Genomic DNA, 19,066 nt, shown 5'->3' on the forward strand with positions numbered 1-19,066 from the left:
CGATACGGTGGAAGCACCATGAGCGCATCCCAGCCACCTCAGCCCTCGTCGTCCTCCGGCCTCCCCGAATCCCCCGGGAGCGGCGAGGAGCCCCGTCCGGGCGGCGACGCCCCCACTCTTCTCGTCAAGATCTTCGGCAAGGACCGCCCCGGCATCACCGCCGGGCTCTTCGACACCCTCGCCGCGTACGCCGTCGACGTCGTGGACATCGAGCAGGTCGTCACCCGCGGTCGCATCGTCCTGTGCGCCCTGGTCACCTCGCCCACCGCCGGCGGGACGACCGAGGGCGACCTGCGGGCGACCGTGCACAGCTGGGCCGACTCGCTGAAGCTCCAGGCCGAGATCATCTCGGGTATCGGCGACAACCGGCCGCGCGGCGACGGACGTTCCCATGTGACCGTGCTGGGCCACCCGCTCACCGCGGAGTCGACCGCCGCCATAGCGGCCAGCATCACCTCGACCGGCGGGAACATCGACCGCGTCTTCCGGCTGGCGAAGTACCCGGTCACGGCGGTCGAGTTCGCGGTGTCGGGGACCGCGACCGGCGCGCTGCGCACCGCGCTGGCGACCGTCGCCGCGGAGATCGGCGTGGACGTCGCCGTGGTGTCGGCCGGGCTGAGCCGCCGGGCGCAGCGCCTGGTCGTCATGGACGTCGACTCCACACTCATCCAGGACGAGGTGATCGAACTCTTCGCGGCCCACGCGGGCTGCGAGGACAAGGTCGCCGAGGTGACCGAGCAGGCGATGCGCGGTGAGCTGGACTTCGAGCAGTCGCTGCACGCGCGGGTGGCGCTGCTGGCGGGGCTGGACGCCTCCGTCGTGGAGAAGGTGCGGGCCGAGGTGCGGCTCACGCCCGGCGCCCGCACCCTGATCCGTACGCTGAAGCGCCTCGGGTACCAGGTGGGCGTCGTCTCCGGCGGTTTCACCCAGGTCACGGACGACCTCAAGGAGCGGCTGGGGCTCGACTTCGCCTCCGCCAACACCCTGGAGGTGGTGGACGGCAAGCTCACCGGGCGGGTGGTGGGCGATGTCGTGGACCGCGCGGGCAAGGCCCGGCTGCTGCGGAGCTTCGCCGAGCAGGCGGGGGTGCCGCTCTCGCAGACCGTGGCCATCGGGGACGGGGCGAACGACCTCGACATGCTGAACACCGCGGGGCTCGGGGTCGCCTTCAACGCCAAGCCGGTGGTCCGTCGCGCCGCGCACACGGCGGTGAACGTCCCGTTCCTGGACACCGTGCTCTATCTGCTCGGCATCACCCGGGAGGAGGTCGAGGCGGCGGACGGCCTCCTCGACTGAGCGGACTGAGCGGACTGAGCCGATCGAGCCGATCGAGCGGAGTGAGCCGGAGGGACCGGGCCGGGAGCACCGCTCACGGCCCGTACGCGGGGCCGCGCGCGACGTCAGGAGGGCCCGGCGCCTGCGGGCGTCGGGCCCCGTGCGTTCCTCGGGCGCGGCTCAGTCGTTGGGCGTCCAGTACTCGGTCAGCCGGCCGGCGCCGTGCTCCACGGTCTTCCAGGAGCCGGGGAACTCCACGACGGCGTAGGCCGCCGTCGGGAAGCCGTCGCGGGTCATCCGGGCCAGGGCGTCGCCCTCGGCGGATCCGGAGAGGGCGTCGGCCGCTCCGTGCATGCCCGGGTTGTGCCCGATGACCAGGAGGTTGCGCACCTCGTCCGGCGTCTCGTTGAACAGGGCGATCAGCTCGCCGAGGGACGCCTCGTACAGCCGCTCCTCGTAGACGGTCCGGGGTCGGTGGGCGAACTCGTGGACCGCCAGCTTCCACGTCTCCCGGGTCCTGACCGCGCTGGAGCACAGGGCCAGGTCGAAGTCGATGCCGGAATCGGCGAGCCGGCGGCCCGCCACGGGCGCGTCCTTGCGACCGCGCTCGGCCAGCGGGCGCTCGTGGTCGGAAGCCTGCGACCATTCCGCCTTGGCGTGCCGGAGAAGGACGATCCTGCGAGGTGTCTCGACGTTCATACACCTCAGCTTCGCACGAAACGCGGCCCCGGGCGCAGGGGGTTGACGCGCTGGTCCGGGCGGGTGCGGGAAAGATCCACGCACCCCGGCGGAGGCCGGTGCGGTCGGGCGGACCCGCTCCCGCCGCGGCAGCCGCCGCTTCCGCCGTGTCAGCGGGAGAGGAGCTGGAAGGAGCGCTCGACGAGCTGTCCGACGGCGGGGTCGGTGGCGGCGTGCGCGCGCCCCGGGCTGGACATGAGCAGCAGGAGCGCGGCGAACGCGACGGCGGGCAGTGCCACCGCCCACCAGGGCAGGCGGACGTCCACGCCGGCCTCGGCCGGTCGGTGGGGGCTGGGGTGCGCGGGGGCCGGCATGGTCGTCTCCGTGGGTGTCGGGGTCCGTCACCCCGAAACTACGGGTCTCGCCGGGCCGGTCCCATCCGGTGCTCCACCCATTTCACCCTGACTTCGGCCCCCTGGGGGGTGGGGGGGGCTGACCCCACCCCCCAGGTCGGCGGGGGCGGGCGGTCAGGGCGAGGCGATCGTGGCGATCACACCGATGACGACTGTCACGAGAAGCATCGCCCCGAACACGAGGAGGAGCTTCTTCTGACCGTTCTGGGGGTTCGGATCGAGCACTGGCATGGGACCAGTCTCGCATCTCAGCACTCGTCCTCGACCGTCCGGTCCCGTCCGGCCAGGATGCCCGCCGCCATCTGCGGGACCATGAGCCCGGCCATCAGGGCCAGGGGCAGGCCCCAGCCGCCGCTGTGCTGGTAGAGGACGCCGACCAGCAGCGGGCCCGGGATGGAGAGCAGGTAGCCGGTGGACTGGGCGAACGCCGAGAGCCGTACGACGCCGGCCCCGGTACGCGACCGCATGCCGATCATGGTGAGGGCGAGCGGGAAGGCGCAGTTGGCGAGGCCGAGCAGGAGCGCCCAGACCCACGCACCGGCCGCGGGGGCCAGGTAGAGGCCCGCGTAGCCGACCAGCCCGCAGAGGCCGAGGACGACGACGATCGGGCCCTGCTGCTTCAGCCGCGCGGCGATGCGGGGGATGACGAAGGCGAGCGGGACGCCCATCGCCATGGTCACGGCGAGCAGGACGCCCGCCGTTCCGGCGGAGACCCCCGCGTCGCGGAAGATCTGCGGCATCCAGCCCATGGTGATGTAGGCGGCGGTCGCCTGGAGTCCGAAGAAGCAGGCGAGGCCCCAGGCGGTCCGGCTGCGGGTGATCCGCAGCGCGGGCGCGGCGTCGGCCGTGGGGCGGGCCTCGGCGCGCCCGGAGGCGGGGGCCTGTCCGGGGGCGGGGGTGCGGTCCCGGACGAGCACGGCCCAGGGCAGGACGGCGACGGCGGCCAGGACGGCCCAGACGGCCAGGCCCGAGCGCCAGTCGCCGCCGAGGGCGCCGGTCACCGGGACGGTGACGGCGGCGGCGAGCGCGGTGCCGAGGGCCAGCGCCATGGAGTAGAGGCCGGTCATGGTGCCGACGCGGTCCGGGAACCAGCGCTTGACGATGACCGGCATGAGGATGTTGCTGACGGCGATGCCCATCAGGGCCAGCGCGCTGGCGGCCAGGAATCCGGCGGTGGAGCCGATGTACGGGCGGAGCGCCAGGCCCGCCGCGATGGCCCCCATGCCGGCGCAGACGACGGCGCCCGCGCCGAAGCGGCGGGCGAGGCGCGGGGCCATGACGCCGAAGACCGCGAAGCAGAGCGGCGGTACGGAGGTGAGGACGCCGGCGAGGGTGCCGCTCATGTGCAGTCCGTCGCGCACCTCTTCGAGGAGGGCGCCGAGGCTGGTGATGGCGGGGCGGAGGTTGAGGGCGGCCAGGACGAGCCCGACGGCGATCAGGCGCAGCAGCCAGGGGGCGGGGGTGTCCCCCGCGGGTATCCGCGGTGCCGGGAGGTCGGCGGCGGCGCGCCCGGCGGCGCGGTGCAGTGTCTGGGTCTCGTCGTCCGACATAGGCCCATCATAGAATCATGGGATGATTGATTGTCCAATCCTGCCGGCCTTCCCTCCCGCCTGAGAGGATTCGCCCCGGACCTCCCGATCACGGGCGGGCGGGAGCCTCCCGATCACAGGCAGGATCGAGAGCAGGATCAAGAGCAAGGAGCACCATGGCGCTGACGTCTCCGCGACGTTCGGCACTCGCCGACCAGGTGATTGCCCAGCTGAGGAATCAGATCACCTCGGGCGAGTGGCCGGTCGGCTCGCGGATTCCCACCGAGCCCGAGCTGGTCGAGCAGCTGGGCGTGGCCCGCAACACCGTGCGCGAGGCCGTGCGGGCGCTGGCGCACAACGGCCTGCTCGACATCCGCCAGGGATCGGGCACGTACGTGGTCGCCACGAGTGAGCTGGCCGGGGTGATGCACCGCCGGTTCGCCTCGGCGGATCCGCGCCACATCGCGGAGCTGCGCTCGACGCTGGAGTCGTCGGCGGCGCGGCTGGCGGCCGTCCGGCGCACGGAGCGGGACCTGCGGCAGCTGGACCTGCTGATGGCGCGGCGCGAGGAGACGTGGGCGGCCGGGGACGCCGAGGCGTTCGTCGCGGCGGACGCGACGCTGCACCTGGCGGTGGTGGCCGCCTCGCACAACGACGTCCTCACCGAGCTCTACGCCGACCTGGGCGACCTGCTGCGGGACTACCTACGCGGTGACGTGGGGCCCGAGCTGCGGCCGGAGAACCATATGGACCACGCCCGGCTGATCGAGGCGATCCGGGCCGGGGACGCGGAGGCTGCCGCGGCCGAGGCGGCGGGCCACGCGCTGAAGTGACCGCCCGAGCGGTGCGGGGAGGCGGGCCGGGCCCGTCGAAGGGCCCGCGGTCCCGCCACGGCTCCCGTCACGGCCCGGCGGGGCGGTGGCTGACCCAGGCGGTGGCGATCTCCTTCCAGCAGCGGTCCTCCAGCCGCACGGTCCGCCCCGGCTCCACCGCGACGGCCGCGCCGTCCGCGTCGACGTCCCACCAGCGGACGCACTCGACGTGCAGCTCGACCAGGTCGGTGGAGGGGTAGGGGTTGTGGCAGTACGCGACGGCCCGGGAGCCCTCGACGGCCGTACGGCACTCCGATCCGGCGGGATCGCTCACGCGGGGCGCGGGCCGGGCTCCGTGGCGCGTACCGGAGTCGGCGCCGCTCGCGGCGTGCACCCCCAGCGACAGGGCCAGCGCGGCGACGGCGGCTGCCGCCGGCAGCAGGCGCGTGCGGCGGAGCGGCAGGGGGAGGCGGCCGGGGAGCGGGCGGCGGGCACGGGGCGGGCGACGCGTCGGGCGCACAGCGATCTCCCTCCCGCAGCCTGACAAGAAGTCCGGTTCCTCCACATTCTGCGGTGGATCGCCGAGCTTTTCGACCTGAGCGGCGGCAGCGCCACGCACGGGGACGGCCTCCGGCCGCGTACCGCCTCCCCGGAGCGGAAGGAGGTACGCGGCCGGAGGCCGTGGACGGGGCGGAGCGGGCGGTCAGGCGCCCATCATGTGCACGCCGCCGTCGACGTGGATGATCTCGCCCGTCGTCTTCGGGAAGAAGTCGGAGAGCAGCGCCACCACACCGCGGCCGGCCGGCTCCGGGTCGTTCATGTCCCAGGCGAGCGGGGAGCGGTGGTTCCAGACGTCGGCCAGCTCCGAGAAGCCCGGGATGGACTTGGCCGCCATGGAGCGGAGCGGTCCGGCGGAGACCAGGTTGCAGCGCAGCCCGTCCTTGCCCAGGTCGCGGGCGAGGTAGCGGGAGGTGGCCTCCAGGGCGGCCTTGGCCGGGCCCATCCAGTCGTACTGCGGCCAGGCGTACTGGGCGTCGAAGGTGAGGCCGACGATCGAGCCGCCGTCGCTCATCAGCGGCTTGCACGCCATGGCGAGCGACTTCAGCGAGAACGCCGAGACGTGCACCGCGGTGGCGACCGACTCGAACGGGGTGTTGAGGAAGTTGCCGCCGAGGGCGTCCTGCGGCGCGAAGCCGATGGAGTGGACGACGCCGTCCAGCGAACCGAGCTCCTCGCGCACCAGCCCGGCGAGCCGGTCCAGGTGCTCGTCGTTCGTCACGTCGAGCTCGATGACCTTGGCCGGCTTCGGCAGCTTCCTGGCGATGCGCTCGGTCAGGGTCGGCCGGGGGAACGCGGTCAGGATGACCTCGGCACCCTGCTCCTGGGCCACCTTGGCGGTGTGGAACGCGATGGACGACTCCATCAGCACCCCGGTGACGAGGATGCGCTTGCCGTCGAGAATTCCGCTCATGGTGATCAGTGACCCATGCCCAATCCGCCGTCAACGGGGATGACGGCTCCAGTGATGTACGACGCGTCGTCGGAGGCGAGGAAGCGCACCGCGGCGGCGATCTCCCCGGGCTGCGCGTAGCGGCCGAGCGGCACCTGGGACACGATGCCCTTGCGCTGCTCCTCGGTGAGCACCTGCGTCATGTCGGTGTCGACGAAGCCGGGGGCGACGACGTTGAAGGTGATGTTCCGCGAGCCGAGCTCCCGCGCCAGGGACCGGGCGAACCCGACCAGCCCGGCCTTGGAGGCGGCGTAGTTCGCCTGCCCCGCCGAACCGAGGAGGCCGACGACGGACGAGATCAGGACGACCCGGCCCTTCTTGGCGCGCAGCATGCCGCGGTTGGTGCGCTTGACGACCCGGAAGGCGCCGGTGAGGTTGGTGTCGAGGACGGACGTGAAGTCCTCCTCGGACATCCGCATCAGCAACTGGTCCTTGGTGATACCGGCGTTCGCGACCAGCACCTCGACGGGGCCGTGCTTCTCCTCGATCTCCTTGTATGCCTGCTCCACCTGCTCGGCGTCCGTGATGTCGCAGCGGACCGCGAGGACACCGGCCTCGGTGAGGGCCTGGGGCGGCTCGCCGGAGCGGTAGGTGATCGCGACCTGGTCGCCGTTGTCGGCGAAGGCGCGGGCGATGGCGAGGCCGATGCCCCGGTTTCCTCCGGTGACGAGAACCGAGCGGCTCAACGGATCACCCTTTCCTTGGCGGTCTGGTACGTCGAAAAACCTATCGGTACCGTGCTCCGATCGAGGAATCGGGCCCTGACAGTGGCTTGTCCGGGGTGCTGTCGGGTTCCTACAGTCCGGGGCGACGGCGAACGCCGTGCCCCCGTCCGGGACATCGCCCGGTGCGGCCCCCGCCGGCGTGGTTCACTGCCGTGGTGTATCGAGAAGGGAATTCCCCGTGCCCCACGAGGTAGATCAGTCATTCCTGGCCCTGCCGCTGCGCGCCCTCGCCGACGCCGCCCTCGCCAGGGCCCGGGCGCTCGGCGCCGAGCACGCCGACTTCCGGCTGGAGCGGGTGCGCAGCGCTTCGCGCCGGCTGCGGGACGCGCGGCCGGCCGGAGGGTCGGACAGCACCGACCTCGGCTACGCGGTACGGGTGGTGCACGGCGGGGCGTGGGGGTTCGCCTCCGGTGTGGACCTGACGATGGACGCGGCGGCGAAGGTGGCCTCGCAGGCCGTCGCCATGGCCAAGCTGTCGGCACGGGTGATCGCGGCGGCCGGTTCCGACGAGCGGGTCGAGCTGGCGGACGAGCCGGTGCACGGGGAGCGCACCTGGGTCTCCGCGTACGACGTCGACCCCTTCTCCGTACCGGACGACGAGAAGGCGGCGCTGCTCGCCGAGTGGAGCGGCCGGCTGCTGGGCGCGGAGGGCGTCGCGCACGTGGACGCCTCCCTGACGGCGGTGCACGAGAACAAGTTCTACGCGGACACGGCGGGGACCGTCACCACGCAGCAGCGGGTGCGGATCCATCCGCAGTTCACCGCCGTCGCGGTGGACGGGACGACCGGCGAGTTCGACTCGATGCGGACCATCGCGCCGCCGGCGGGGCGCGGCTGGGAGTACCTGACCGGGACCGGCTGGGACTGGGAGGGCGAGCTGGAGGCGATCCCGGGCCTGCTCGCGGAGAAGATGCGCGCGCCGGGCGTGGAGGCGGGGACGTACGACCTGGTCGTCGACCCGTCGAACCTGTGGCTGACGATCCACGAGTCGATCGGCCACGCCACCGAGCTGGACCGGGCGCTGGGTTACGAGGCGGCCTACGCCGGGACCTCGTTCGCCACCTTCGACCAGCTGGGGAAGCTGGCGTACGGCTCGCCCGTGATGAACGTGACCGGCGACCGCACGGCCGAGCACGGGCTGGCGACGATCGGGTACGACGACGAGGGCGTCGAGGCGCAGTCGTGGGACCTGGTCAAGGACGGCACCCTGGTCGGCTACCAGCTGGACCGCCGGATCGCGAAGTTGACGGGCCTCGGCCGCTCCAACGGCTGTGCCTACGCGGACTCCCCCGGCCACGTCCCCGTACAGCGGATGGCGAACGTGTCGCTGCGGCCGGACCCCGGCGGGCTCTCCACGGAGGATCTGATCGGCGGGGTGGAGCGCGGGATCTACGTGGTCGGCGACCGCTCGTGGTCGATCGACATGCAGCGCTACAACTTCCAGTTCACCGGGCAGCGCTTCTTCCGGATCGAGAACGGCAGGCTGGCCGGGCAGCTGCGCGATGTGGCGTACCAGGCGACGACCACGGACTTCTGGGGCTCGATGGAGAAGGTCGGCGGCCCGCAGACGTACGTCCTGGGCGGCGCGTTCAACTGCGGCAAGGCCCAGCCGGGCCAGGTCGCGGCGGTCTCGCACGGCTGCCCCTCCGCCCTCTTCCGGGGCGTGAACATCCTCAACACGACGCAGGAGGCCGGACGATGAGCCGCGTCAGCAAGCCGTACGAGATCGTCGAGCGGGCTCTGGAGCTGTCCACCGCGGACGGCCTGGTGGTCATCGCCGACGAGCACTCCTCCGCCAATCTGCGCTGGGCGGGCAACGCGCTCACCACGAACGGGGTGACCCGGGGGCGGACCCTGACCGTCGTCGCGACCGTCGACGGGGCGAAGGGCACGGCGTCCGGAGTGGTGTCCCGGTCCGCCGTGACCGCCGACGACCTGGAGCCGCTGGTCCGGGCCGCCGAGGCCGCCGCGCGCGGTGCCGGACCGGCCGAGGACGCGCAGCCGCTGGTGAGCGGGGTGGAGCCGTCCGCCGGCTTCCGCGACGCGCCCGCCGAGACGGGCTCGGAGGTCTTCGCGGACTTCGCCCCGGCGCTCGGCGACGCCTTCGCCCGCGCCCGTTCCGGGGGCCGCGAGCTGTACGGGTTCGCCCACCACCAGCTGACCTCGACCTACCTCGGTACGTCGACGGGGCTGCGGCTGCGCCACGACCAGCCGAACGGGACGCTGGAGCTGAACGCCAAGTCGCCCGACCGGACCCGCTCCGCGTGGGCGGGCCGGGCCACGCGGGACTTCAGGGACGTCGATCCGGCGGCCCTGGACGCGGAGCTGGCGCGGCGGCTGGGCTGGGCCGAGCGGCGGATCGACCTGCCGGCCGGGCGGTACGAGACGCTGCTGCCCCCGACCGCCGTGGCCGACCTGCTGATCTACCAGCTCTGGTCGTCCACCGCCCGGGACGCCGCCGAGGGCCGCACGGTGTTCTCCCGGCCGGGCGGCGGCACACGGCTGGGCGAGACGCTGTCGCCGCTGCCGCTGACCCTGCGCAGCGACCCGAACGCGCCGGGGCTGGAGTCGGCGCCCTTCGTGATCGCCCACTCCTCCGGCGACAGCGGTTCCGTCTTCGACAACGGCCTGCCGCTCGCCCCGACGGACTGGGTGCGGGAGGGGAGGCTGGAGCGGCTGATGACGACGCGGCACACGGCCGCCCTGACCGGGCTTCCGGTGGCGCCGGAGATCGACAACCTGGTGCTGGACGGCGGCGGCGAGCGCTCCCTGGAGGAGATGGTGGCCGCGACCACCGGGCGGGCGCTCCTGCTGACCTGCCTCTGGTACATCCGGGAGGTCGACCCGGCGACGCTGCTGCTGACCGGGCTGACCCGGGACGGCGTCTATCTGGTGGAGGACGGCGAGGTGGTCGGCGAGGTGAACAACTTCCGGTTCAACGAGTCGCCGGTCGACCTGCTGTCGCGGGCCTCGGAGGCGGGGCGCACCGAGCGGACGCTGCCGCGCGAGTGGGGGGACTGGTTCACCCGGGCCGCCATGCCCGCGCTGCGCATCCCGGACTTCAACATGAGCTCGGTCAGCCGGGGGGTGTGACCGGCCTAGACTGGCCGGGGCGTCTGAGCCCCTGACGTACATCTCTGCCATTGACAAGGAGCACCGGAACCGTGACGGACATCGTCGACGAGCTGAAGTGGCGCGGGCTGTTCGCCCAGTCCACTGACGAGGACGCTTTGCGCAAGGCTCTCGCGGACGGTCCCGTCACGTTCTATTGCGGTTTCGACCCGACCGCGGCGAGCCTGCACGTGGGACACCTCGTGCAGGTGCTCACCGTGCGCCGGCTCCAGCAGGCGGGGCACCGTCCGCTGGCGCTGGTCGGCGGGGCCACCGGCCAGATCGGCGACCCTCGCCCGACCGCCGAGCGGACGCTGAACGACCCGGAGACCGTCGCCGCCTGGGTGGCGCGGCTGCGTTCGCAGATCGAGCCGTTCCTCTCCTTCGAGGGCGAGAACGCGGCGACGATGGTGAACAACCTGGACTGGACCGCGGGTCTGTCCGCGATCGAGTTCCTGCGGGACATCGGCAAGCACTTCCGTGTCAACAAGATGCTCACCAAGGACTCGGTCGCCCGCCGGCTGGAGTCGCAGGAGGGCATCAGCTACACCGAGTTCAGCTACCAGCTGCTCCAGGGCATGGACTTCCTGGAGCTGTACCGCCGCTACGGCTGCGTGCTCCAGCAGGGCGGCAGCGACCAGTGGGGCAATCTGACCGCGGGCATCGACCTGATCCACCGGCTGGAGCCGGGCGCCGCCGTGCACGCGCTGGCGACGCCGCTGATGGTGAAGGCGGACGGCACGAAGTTCGGCAAGTCCGAGAGCGGCGCGGTCTGGCTCGACGCGGAGATGACCACGCCGTACGCGTTCTACCAGTTCTGGCTGAACGTGGACGACCGGGACATCTCGCGCTACCTGCGCATCCTCAGCTTCAGGAGCCGGGCGGAGCTGGAGGAGCTGGAGAAGCTGACCGAGGAGCGGCCCCAGGCCCGGTCCGCGCAGCGCGCGCTGGCCGAGGAGCTGACGACGCTGGTGCACGGCGGTGCGCAGTGCGCGGCGGTCATCGCGGCGTCGAAGGCGCTGTTCGGCCAGGGTGAGCTGGGTGAGCTGGACGAGGCGACGCTGAGCGCCGCCCTGTCCGAGGTGCCGCACGCGCGGGTGGCCGAGCTCGCGCCGGTGGTGGACCTGCTGGTGGAGGTCGGCCTCGCGCCGAGCAGGTCGGGGGCCCGCCGCACGGTCAAGGAGGGCGGCGCCTACGTGAACAACGTGAAGGTCGCCGACGGCGAGGCCGCTCCGGCGGCCGGCGAACTGCTGCACGGGCGCTGGCTGGTGCTGCGGCGCGGCAAGAAGAACCTGGCGGCCGTCGAGGTCGTCCCGGCCGGCTGACCGGCGCGCCCGCGGAACGTACGGCACCGCGGCCGGAACCGCTTCTCGGGGCGGTTCCGGCCGCGGTGCCCTCTGTTTCTCAGGCCCGGGTTCCGCGTCTGCGGCCCTTGACGGACTGCCAGAGCATGTCCCCGACGCCGACGACGACGATCGCGCCGATGAGCTGCAGCACATGGCGGGTCCAGTCGATGCCCTTGGTGTTGTTGACGCCGATCCAGGTCGCCACGGCGTTGCCGAGGATGCTGCCGAGGATGCCGAACACGACGGTCAGCCAGAGCGGGATGTCCTGTTTGCCGGGCAGGATCGCTCGGGCGATCACCCCCAGCACCAGGCCCACGATGATTGCCCACAACCAGCCCATTTCGCCTCCTCGTGCGGCGCGGAGTGCGCGTCCGGCCAGTGTCGGTCCGCGGGGCGCGGGGCGCATATCGGGCGGGGCCGTTGGAGGGCGCCCGCTCGCGGACGGGCGAGCGGGCGCGCCCCGGTCTCCTGCGCGGCCGAAGCGCGGCGTACCGTGGATGCGGCCCGGTCCGGGAGTGTCCGGCACAGAGATCTGGTGGTGGAGCATGATGCGGAGGAACGAAGGCGCGGAGGTCTTCCGGATCACGGGAGCCCGTCGGGGGCTGGCCGAGGACGTGCGGGGCCGGCAGCGGCGCTATGTGATCTCCATGTCCGTGCGCACGGTGTCGGTGGTGCTGGCGGCGGTCCTGTGGAACGTCGAGCAGCATGTCGCGATCGTGTGCCTCGCTCTCGGCGTGCTGCTGCCGTACGTGGCCGTGGTCATCGCCAACGCGGGCCGGGAGAACGTCACTTCGCTGCCCTCGACGTTCGTCGCGCCGCCGTTGCGTCCCGCGCTGGAGGCCGGTCCGGCGGCCGGGGGCACGGCGGCCGGCGCTCACGACGGGGCGGCGGGCCGGATGCCGCCGACGCAGGATCACGACTGAGGAACGGCCCTCGGAAGCTCGGAAAAGTTCGAAAAGTGCTCGGATCAATCATGACGTTCCTGTGCACCGCACCCCGGTCCCCGTGACATACTTCGAAGGCGCTCCGCATCCCCCGTCGGAGCGACGGACCGACGCCGGGCAGCTCCCCCCGTGGCTGCTCGGCGTCGTTTTTTCTCCGGTTGTCGCCGGTTCTCTCCCGTTCTGTCCAGCAGAGGCTTCTGTTCCGTCCGGCTGGGGACGCGTCGGCCGCCCGTCGGGTCAGCCCTTAGGCTGGATGCCGTGATCTTCCCCGAGACGTCCGCCGAGAACGCCGCCGGCTCCCCGCTCTGCTCCGCGAAGGGCTGCCGGGAGGCCGCGGTGTGGGTCCTCGCCTGGAACAACCCGAAGCTGCACACGCCGGAGCGCCGCAAGACCTGGCTGGCGTGCGAGGCGCACCGGGAGCATCTGTCCTCGTTCCTCGGCGTGCGCGGTTTCCTCAAGGACGTCGTGGCGCTGGCCGACTGGGAGGAGCCGGAGCCGCGCGAGGGCTGAGCGTCAGCCGCCGATCGCCGACATCGGGCGGTCGGGCTGGAGGAAGGACGGATCGTCCAGACCGGATCCGGCCTTCTTTCCCCACATGGCCAGCTTCCAGAGGCGGGCGATCTCCTCGTCCGGCTCGCCGGAGCGCAGGGCGGAGCGCAGGTCCGTCTCCTCGCGGGCGAACAGGCAGGTGCGGACCTGTCCGTCGGCGGTGAGCCGGGTGCGGTCGCAGGCGCGGCAGAAGGGGCGGGTGACCGACCCGATCACGCCCACCCGGTGCGGGCCGCCGTCGACGGTCCAGCGCTCGGCGGGGGCGGAGCCGCGGGTCCCGTCCTGCTCGGCGGTGAGGGTGAAGCGGGTGCGCAGCGAGGCCAGGACGTCCGCCGCGGTGATCATGCCGTCGCGCTTCCAGCCGTGCTGGGCGTCCAGCGGCATCTGCTCGATGAAGCGGAGCTCGTAGTCGTGGGCGACGGCCCAGGCCAGCAGGTCGGGGGCTTCGTCGTCGTTGAGCCCCGGCATGAGGACGGCGTTGACCTTGACCGGGGTGAGTCCGGCGTCGCGGGCGGCGGCGAGGCCCTCCAGCACGTCCCGGTGGCGGTCCCGGCGGGTGAGGGCCTTGAACACGTCGGGGCGCAGGGTGTCCAGCGAGACGTTGACCCGGTCGAGCCCGGCGGCCTTGAGGGCCGCGGCCGTCCGCCGGAGGCCGATGCCGTTGGTGGTGAGGGACATGCGCGGGCGCGGGGTGAGCGCGGCGCACCGCTCGACGATCCCGACGAGGCCGGGGCGCAGCAGGGGCTCGCCGCCGGTGAAGCGGACCTCGGTGACGCCGAGGGAGGTGACGGCGACGCGGATCAGGCGCACGATCTCGTCGTCGGACAGCAGCTCGTTCCTGCTGAGCCACTGGAGCCCTTCCTCGGGCATGCAGTAGGTGCAGCGCAGGTTGCACTTGTCGGTCAGTGACACGCGCAGGTCGGTGGCGACCCTGTCATAGGTGTCGATGAGCACGGTGGGTCCCTCCCCCGCTGGTGTCCGCGTGGTGCGGTGGGCGCCCTGTGGAGACGCCGGCTCCTTGGAGCCTACGGGAGAGCGCTGACATCGCGGGGTCGCGATGGCCGCGAAGTGCGGCCGGGCCGCGTCGTAGGACTCTACGACGCGGCCCGGCCCGCGCGGTGGGCGATGAGCCGGAGGGCTCCGCGGACGCGCCGGCCGGCGCGTCCGCGCCCTGTCTCCGTGCGCGGCTCAGTGCGCTCCGATGCCGGTCAGGGACTTGACCTCCAGTTCGGCGTACTTCTCGGCGTCCGGCTTCTCCTTGCAGAGCAGCGAGCCGGCCCAGCCGAGCAGGAAGCCGAGCGGGATCGAGATCAGGCCGGGGTTCTCCAGCGGGAACCAGGCGAAGTCGACGCCCGGGAACATCGAGGTCGGCTTGGAGGAGACGACCGGCGAGAAGAGCACCAGCAGGACGGAGGAGGCGAGGCCGCCGTAGATGGACCAGAGGGCCCCCTGCGTGGTGAAGCGCTTCCAGAAGAGGCTGTAGAGGATCGTGGGCAGGTTGGCGGAGGCGGCGACCGCGAAGGCGAGGGCGACCAGACCGGCCACGTTCAGATCGCGGGCGAGCGCGCCGAGGGCGATGGAGACGACGCCGATGGCGACGGTCGCCCAGCGTGCGGCGCGGACCTCCTCCTTCTCGGTGGCCTTCCCCCTGCGGATCACGTTGGCGTAGATGTCGTGCGCGAAGGACGAGGAGGAGGCGAGGGTGAGTCCGGCGACGACGGCGAGGATGGTCGCGAAGGCGACGGCGGAGATCACGGCGAGCAGGATGGCTCCGCCGGTGGATCCGGAGCCGCCGCCGATCTCCAGGGCGGCCAGCGGGGCGGCCGTGTTGCCCGCCTTGTTCGAGGCGATGATGTCGGCGGGCTTGAGGATCGCCGCGGCCCCGAAGCCGAGCACGATCGTCATCAGGTAGAACGCGCCGATGATGCCGATCGCCCAGTTCACGGACTTGCGGGCGGCCTTGGCGGTGGGAACGGTGTAGAAGCGGATCAGGATGTGCGGCAGGCCCGCGGTGCCGAGGACGAGCGCGAGGCCGAGGGAGATGAAGTCGAGCTTCGAGGTGCCGGTCGCGCCGTACTTGAGTCCGGGCTCCAGGAACGCCGCGCCCTTGCCGCTGTTGCTGGCGGCGGTGCCGAGCAGGTCGGAGATGTTGAAGTCGAACTTGAGCAGGATCAGGAAGGTGATGAGCAGGGTGCCCGCGATGAGCAGGACGGCCTTGACCATCTGCACCCAGGTGGTGCCCTTCATGCCGCCGATGGTGACGTAGAGGATCATGAGCACGCCGACCAGGGCGACGATGAGGATCTTCCCGGCGTCGCTGGTGATGCCGAGCAGCAGCGAGACGAGGACGCCCGCGCCCGCCATCTGCGCCAGCAGGTAGAAGATCGAGACGACGATCGTGGAGGTGCCGGCGGCGGTGCGGACGGGGCGCTGGCGCATCCGGTAGGCGAGGACGTCGCCCATGGTGTAGCGGCCGGAGTTGCGCAGCGGTTCGGCGACCAGCAGCAGGGCGACGAGCCAGGCGACGAGGAAGCCGACGGAATAGAGGAAGCCGTCGTACCCGAAGAGCGCGATGGCGCCGGCGATGCCGAGGAAGGACGCGGCGGACATGTAGTCGCCGGAGACGGCGAGGCCGTTCTGGAAACCGGTGAACTGGCGTCCGCCCGCGTAGAAGTCGGCGGCGCTCTTGGTCTGGCGGCCGGCCCACACGGTGATGAACAGGGTCGCGACGACGAAGGCGCCGAACAGCGTGATGATCAGCGGCCGGTGCTCGCTGGCGCCTTCGGCGGCGAGCAGGACGGCGGGGTGTGCGACATGGGCGGCGCTCATGCGTCGGCCTCCATACGGGACTTGATCGCGTCGGCCTTCGGGTCGAGCTTGGTGGCGGCGTGGCGGGAGTAGAACCACGCGATGAGGAAGGTGGTGGCGAACTGGGCGAGTCCGAGGACGAGCGCCATGTTGACGTTGCCGACGACCTTGGTGGCCATGAATCCGCCCGCGTAGTTGCAGAGCAGGACGTAGAGCAGGTACCAGGTCACGAACGCGACGGTGAGCGGGAAGGCGAAGGAGCGGTGCGACCGGCGCAGTTCGGCGAACTCCGCGCCGGCCTGCACCGCGACGAACGCCTCGGTCGTGGGCTGGAGGGGGCCGGTGTGCGGACGGCCCTCGGGCGGCGGTGCGTCGGTAGCCACGGAATCTCCTCGCGACGGGGGTGCGGTGAAGTGGGGGACGGCAGGTGTCACAGGAGACCTCACGGGAGAGAGCGGTGATGTGTCTCCTGGACAACGGCACGGAGGCCGCGACGAAGCGGTTCACGCCCTCTTCGGTCTTCTCGGACCGGTCCGGTGTCCGGAACTCGCCCATGCGCGTGCAGCCGCCGCGGGGACTCTTCGAACTCTCTTACCCATAAACGTTGATGTACCGAGAAGATCAGCGATAGCTTCACTCGTCATGTACGCGACCGACACGCCAGGTGTCCGGTCGACCGGCACGGATGATGTGGAGAACCCATGGCTCATCTGTCATCGAGACGGACCCGCGCGCTCGCGCTGCCCGTCGGACTCGCGCTGACCGCCTCGATCGGCTTCCTGCCGTCGGCGACGGCGGCTGCGGCGCCCACCGGACAACCCGCCGCCGCGACCGTCCGGACGGACGGCCCGAAACTGTCGTACGTCGTCAACACCCGCGGCGGGCACGGCGCCGTCAAGCAGGTGGAGAAGGCCGTCGAGCGGGCCGGCGGCACCGTCGTCGTGGCCTACGACCAGATCGGCGTCATCGTCGTCCACTCGCAGAACCCGGCCTTCGGCGAGACCATCCGCAAGGTGCGCGGCGTGCAGTCGGCGGGCGCCACCCGGACGAACCCGATCGTGCCGCAGGCGACCAAGGACGTCGGGGCGATAGCCCAGCCGCTGAGCGCGGCGCAGGCGGCAGCCGCCGCCGAGGACGCCAAGGCCGGACAGGACCCGCTGGAGCCGCTTCAGTGGTCGCTGCCCGCGATCAAGGCGGACCAGGCGCACCAGAAGTCGCTCGGCTCGAAGAAGGTCACCGTCGCCGTCATCGACACGGGCGTCGACGACACGCACCCGGACCTGGCGCCGAACTTCGACCGCGCGGCCTCGGCCAACTGCGTGTCGGGCGCTCCGGACACCACCGACGGCTCCTGGCGTCCGGCGGCGGGCGAGAGCGACCACGGCACGCACGTGGCGGGCACCATCGCCGCCGCGAAGAACGGCGTCGGGGTGACCGGCGTGGCTCCGGGCGTGAAGGTCTCCGGCATCAAGGTGTCGAACCCGGACGGCTTCTTCTACGCCGAGGCCGTCGTGTGCGGGTTCGTCTGGGCCGCCGAGCACGGCGTCGACGTGACGAACAACAGCTACTACACCGACCCCTGGCTGTTCAACTGCAAGAACGACCCCGACCAGGGCGCTCTGGTCGAGGCCCTGACCCGCGCCGTCCGCTACGCCGAGCGCCGCGGCACGGTGAACGTCGCCGCCGCGGGCAACTCCGACCACGACCTGGCGTCCGACGCGATCGAGGACACGACCAGCCCGAACGACACCGAGACGGTGACGCGGACGGTCGACCCGCGGCTGTGCCCGGACATCCCGACCATGCTGCCGGGCGTCGTCACCGTCTCCGCCACGGGCGCCAAGGGCCTCAAGTCCTCCTACTCCAACTACGGCCGGGGCATCATCGACGTGGCCGCCCCGGGCGGCGACTCGACGATCTACCAGACCCCCGCGCCGCCGGCCACCAGCGGGCTGATCCTCTCCACGCTGCCGGGCGGCAAGTTCGGCTACAAGGCCGGTACGTCGATGGCGTCGCCGCACGTCGCGGGCGTCGCGGCCCTGATCAAGTCCAAGCACCCGTACGCCTCGCCCGCCGCGGTGAAGGCGCTGCTGAGCCTGGAGGCCGACGCCAAGGCGTGCGGTGAGCCGTACGACATCGACGGCGACGGCGCCGTCGACGCGGTCTGCGAGGGCGGCAAGCAGAAGAACGGCTTCTACGGAGCCGGAGTGGTGGACGCGCTGGACGCGGTCCGCCGGTAGCCGGCCCGACACCGGGCGGGGGCCGGGGCGCGACGCTCCGGGCCCCCGCCCCCTGCCGTCGGGCCGCGCGGCTACGGGGTGATGAGCACCTTGAGCGCGGTGCGCTCGTCCATCGCCCGGTAGCCGTCCGGCACGCCGTCGAGGGTGACGCTGCGGTCGAAGACGGGGGACGGGTCGATCGTGCCGTCCAGTATGTCGGGCAGCAGCTCGGGTATGTAGGTGCGCACGGGGGCGACACCGCCGCGCAGGGCGATGTTGCGGCCGAACATCTCCGCCAGGTCCACCCCGGTGGCGCTGCCGTGCGGCACGCCGACGTAGCCGACGGCCCCGCCGTCGCGGACGACGCCGAGGGCGGTGCGCATGGACTGCTCGGTGCCGACGGCCTCGATCACGCAGTGCGCGCCCTCACCGCGGGTCAGCTCGCGTACGGCGGCGAGAGCGGCCTCGCCGCGTTCGGCCACCACGTCGGTGGCGCCGAAGGTGCGGGCGATGTCGGTGCGGGCGGTGTGCCGGCCCAGCGCGATGATCCGCTCGGCTCCCAGCCGCTTGGCGGCGAGCACCCCGCAGAGCCCGACCGCGCCGTCGCCCACGACCGCCACGGTGCTGCCCGGCCGGACACCCGCGCCGACGGCCGCGTGGTGCCCGGTGCCCAGCACGTCCGAGAGGGCCAGGAGGGCGGTGAGCAGGCGGTCGTCGGACGCGGCGGCGGCCGGGAGCCGCACCAGGGTGCCGTCGGCGAACGGGACGCGGACGGCCTCGCCCTGCCCGCCGTCCGAACCGTCCGAGCCCCAGAAGCCGCCCGCGGCGCAGGAGGTGGTCAGGCCCTCGGCGCAGTAGGCGCAGGTGCCGTCGGACCAGACGAACGGGGCGACGACCAGGTCGCCGGCGGCGAAGCCGTCGACCTCGGAGCCGGCCTCCTCCACCACGCCGAGGAACTCGTGGCCGATGCGCTGGCCGGGCTGCCTGGCCGATTCGCCGCGGTACGCCCACAGGTCGCTGCCGCAGATGCAGGCCCGCAGGACCCGCACCACCGCGTCGGTGGGCTGCTGGACCACCGGGTCGGGCACCTCCCGCACCCGGATGTCGTGGGGAGCGTGGATGACGGTGGCGCGCATACGTGGGGTCC

The 19,066-nt window shown here is 72.3% G+C and carries 20 protein-coding genes; 8 read left to right on the top strand and 12 right to left on the bottom strand.

What is annotated here, in order from left to right; genetic code table 11:
• The first annotated feature begins 18 nt into the window (after positions 1–18).
• Positions 19–1,296 carry a phosphoserine phosphatase SerB gene (gene serB / locus EES43_RS05165; protein WP_124267591.1) on the top strand — a complete coding sequence of 426 codons (1,278 nt, stop codon included), beginning with the start codon at positions 19–21 and terminating at the stop codon, positions 1,294–1,296.
• 159 nt (positions 1,297–1,455) lie between these two features.
• Here the strand turns inward: serB and EES43_RS05170 are convergent, their stop codons facing one another.
• The 4 genes from EES43_RS05170 to EES43_RS05180 all read right to left on the bottom strand — a co-directional run bounded on the left by EES43_RS05170 (position 1,456) and on the right by EES43_RS05180 (position 3,916).
• Entirely contained in the window at positions 1,456–1,974 is a 519-nt protein-coding gene (locus tag EES43_RS05170) for a SixA phosphatase family protein (RefSeq protein ID WP_124267592.1), read from the bottom strand.
• Between the two features lie 149 nt (positions 1,975–2,123).
• Entirely contained in the window at positions 2,124–2,327 is a 204-nt protein-coding gene (locus EES43_RS05175) for a hypothetical protein (RefSeq protein ID WP_124267593.1), read from the bottom strand.
• A gap of 153 nt (positions 2,328–2,480) precedes the next feature.
• Entirely contained in the window at positions 2,481–2,597 is a 117-nt protein-coding gene (locus EES43_RS31700; protein ID WP_006123569.1) for an SGM_5486 family transporter-associated protein, read from the bottom strand.
• 17 nt (positions 2,598–2,614) lie between these two features.
• Complete coding sequence (locus EES43_RS05180; RefSeq protein ID WP_124267594.1) at positions 2,615–3,916, bottom strand: CynX/NimT family MFS transporter; 1,302 nt, start codon at positions 3,914–3,916, stop codon at positions 2,615–2,617.
• A gap of 155 nt (positions 3,917–4,071) precedes the next feature.
• Between EES43_RS05180 and EES43_RS05185 the strand changes: the two genes are divergently transcribed.
• On the top strand, positions 4,072–4,728 hold the full coding sequence (locus EES43_RS05185; protein WP_124267595.1) for a FadR/GntR family transcriptional regulator: 657 nt from the start codon (positions 4,072–4,074) through the stop codon (positions 4,726–4,728).
• A gap of 67 nt (positions 4,729–4,795) precedes the next feature.
• Here the strand turns inward: EES43_RS05185 and EES43_RS05190 are convergent, their stop codons facing one another.
• The 3 genes from EES43_RS05190 to fabG all read right to left on the bottom strand — a co-directional run bounded on the left by EES43_RS05190 (position 4,796) and on the right by fabG (position 6,903).
• Positions 4,796–5,170: a hypothetical protein gene (locus tag EES43_RS05190; RefSeq protein WP_124271794.1), complete on the bottom strand. Its 375-nt coding sequence runs from the start codon at positions 5,168–5,170 to the stop codon at positions 4,796–4,798.
• Positions 5,171–5,410: 240 nt separating this feature from the next.
• The gene (gene fabI / locus EES43_RS05195; protein ID WP_124267596.1) at positions 5,411–6,178 is read right to left on the bottom strand and encodes an enoyl-ACP reductase FabI; all 768 of its coding nucleotides are present in this window, start codon (positions 6,176–6,178) and stop codon (positions 5,411–5,413) included.
• A gap of 5 nt (positions 6,179–6,183) precedes the next feature.
• Positions 6,184–6,903: a 3-oxoacyl-[acyl-carrier-protein] reductase gene (gene fabG / locus EES43_RS05200; protein ID WP_124267597.1), complete on the bottom strand. Its 720-nt coding sequence runs from the start codon at positions 6,901–6,903 to the stop codon at positions 6,184–6,186.
• Positions 6,904–7,120: 217 nt separating this feature from the next.
• On the opposite strand from fabG, the gene EES43_RS05205 reads away from it, so the two are divergent.
• The 3 genes from EES43_RS05205 (at position 7,121) to tyrS (ending at position 11,378) form a co-directional block, all read left to right on the top strand.
• Positions 7,121–8,644 (top strand): TldD/PmbA family protein, encoded by a 1,524-nt coding sequence (locus tag EES43_RS05205; protein ID WP_124267598.1) that lies wholly within the window; start codon positions 7,121–7,123, stop codon positions 8,642–8,644.
• Positions 8,641–10,035 carry a metallopeptidase TldD-related protein gene (locus EES43_RS05210; protein ID WP_124267599.1) on the top strand — a complete coding sequence of 465 codons (1,395 nt, stop codon included), beginning with the start codon at positions 8,641–8,643 and terminating at the stop codon, positions 10,033–10,035. The genes EES43_RS05205 and EES43_RS05210 overlap by 4 nt, the downstream gene beginning before the upstream one ends.
• Before the next feature lie 71 nt (positions 10,036–10,106).
• Entirely contained in the window at positions 10,107–11,378 is a 1,272-nt protein-coding gene (gene tyrS, locus EES43_RS05215) for a tyrosine--tRNA ligase (RefSeq protein WP_124267600.1), read from the top strand.
• Between the two features lie 79 nt (positions 11,379–11,457).
• Here tyrS and EES43_RS05220 read toward each other — a convergent pair whose 3' ends face one another.
• Positions 11,458–11,739, bottom strand: coding sequence for a GlsB/YeaQ/YmgE family stress response membrane protein (locus tag EES43_RS05220; protein WP_124267601.1), 282 nt, complete (start codon positions 11,737–11,739; stop codon positions 11,458–11,460).
• A 205-nt stretch (positions 11,740–11,944) separates the two neighbouring features.
• Between EES43_RS05220 and EES43_RS05225 the strand changes: the two genes are divergently transcribed.
• Complete coding sequence (locus EES43_RS05225; protein ID WP_206430164.1) at positions 11,945–12,322, top strand: DUF3099 domain-containing protein; 378 nt, start codon at positions 11,945–11,947, stop codon at positions 12,320–12,322.
• 279 nt (positions 12,323–12,601) lie between these two features.
• A complete protein-coding gene (locus tag EES43_RS05230) occupies positions 12,602–12,853 on the top strand; it encodes a hypothetical protein (protein WP_124267603.1) in 252 nt (83 codons plus the stop codon).
• 3 nt (positions 12,854–12,856) lie between these two features.
• Here the strand turns inward: EES43_RS05230 and moaA are convergent, their stop codons facing one another.
• From moaA to EES43_RS05245, 3 genes are all read right to left on the bottom strand, one after another.
• A complete protein-coding gene (gene moaA / locus EES43_RS05235) occupies positions 12,857–13,846 on the bottom strand; it encodes a GTP 3',8-cyclase MoaA (protein ID WP_241192327.1) in 990 nt (329 codons plus the stop codon).
• Positions 13,847–14,080: 234 nt separating this feature from the next.
• Positions 14,081–15,721, bottom strand: a complete 1,641-nt coding sequence (locus EES43_RS05240; RefSeq protein WP_124267605.1) for a solute symporter family protein — start codon at positions 15,719–15,721, stop codon at positions 14,081–14,083.
• Positions 15,718–16,083, bottom strand: a complete 366-nt coding sequence (locus EES43_RS05245; RefSeq protein WP_124267606.1) for a DUF485 domain-containing protein — start codon at positions 16,081–16,083, stop codon at positions 15,718–15,720. The genes EES43_RS05240 and EES43_RS05245 overlap by 4 nt, the downstream gene beginning before the upstream one ends.
• A gap of 318 nt (positions 16,084–16,401) precedes the next feature.
• Here EES43_RS05245 and EES43_RS05250 point away from each other — a divergent pair, with 318 nt between their 5' ends.
• On the top strand, positions 16,402–17,940 hold the full coding sequence (locus EES43_RS05250) for a S8 family peptidase (RefSeq protein WP_124267607.1): 1,539 nt from the start codon (positions 16,402–16,404) through the stop codon (positions 17,938–17,940).
• Between the two features lie 71 nt (positions 17,941–18,011).
• Here the strand turns inward: EES43_RS05250 and EES43_RS05255 are convergent, their stop codons facing one another.
• Entirely contained in the window at positions 18,012–19,055 is a 1,044-nt protein-coding gene (locus EES43_RS05255) for a zinc-dependent alcohol dehydrogenase family protein (protein ID WP_124267608.1), read from the bottom strand.
• Between the last annotated feature and the right edge of the window lie 11 nt (positions 19,056–19,066).

This window comes from Streptomyces sp. ADI96-02, assembly GCF_003846185.1.
Taxonomy (GTDB): Bacteria; Actinomycetota; Actinomycetes; order Streptomycetales; family Streptomycetaceae; genus Streptomyces.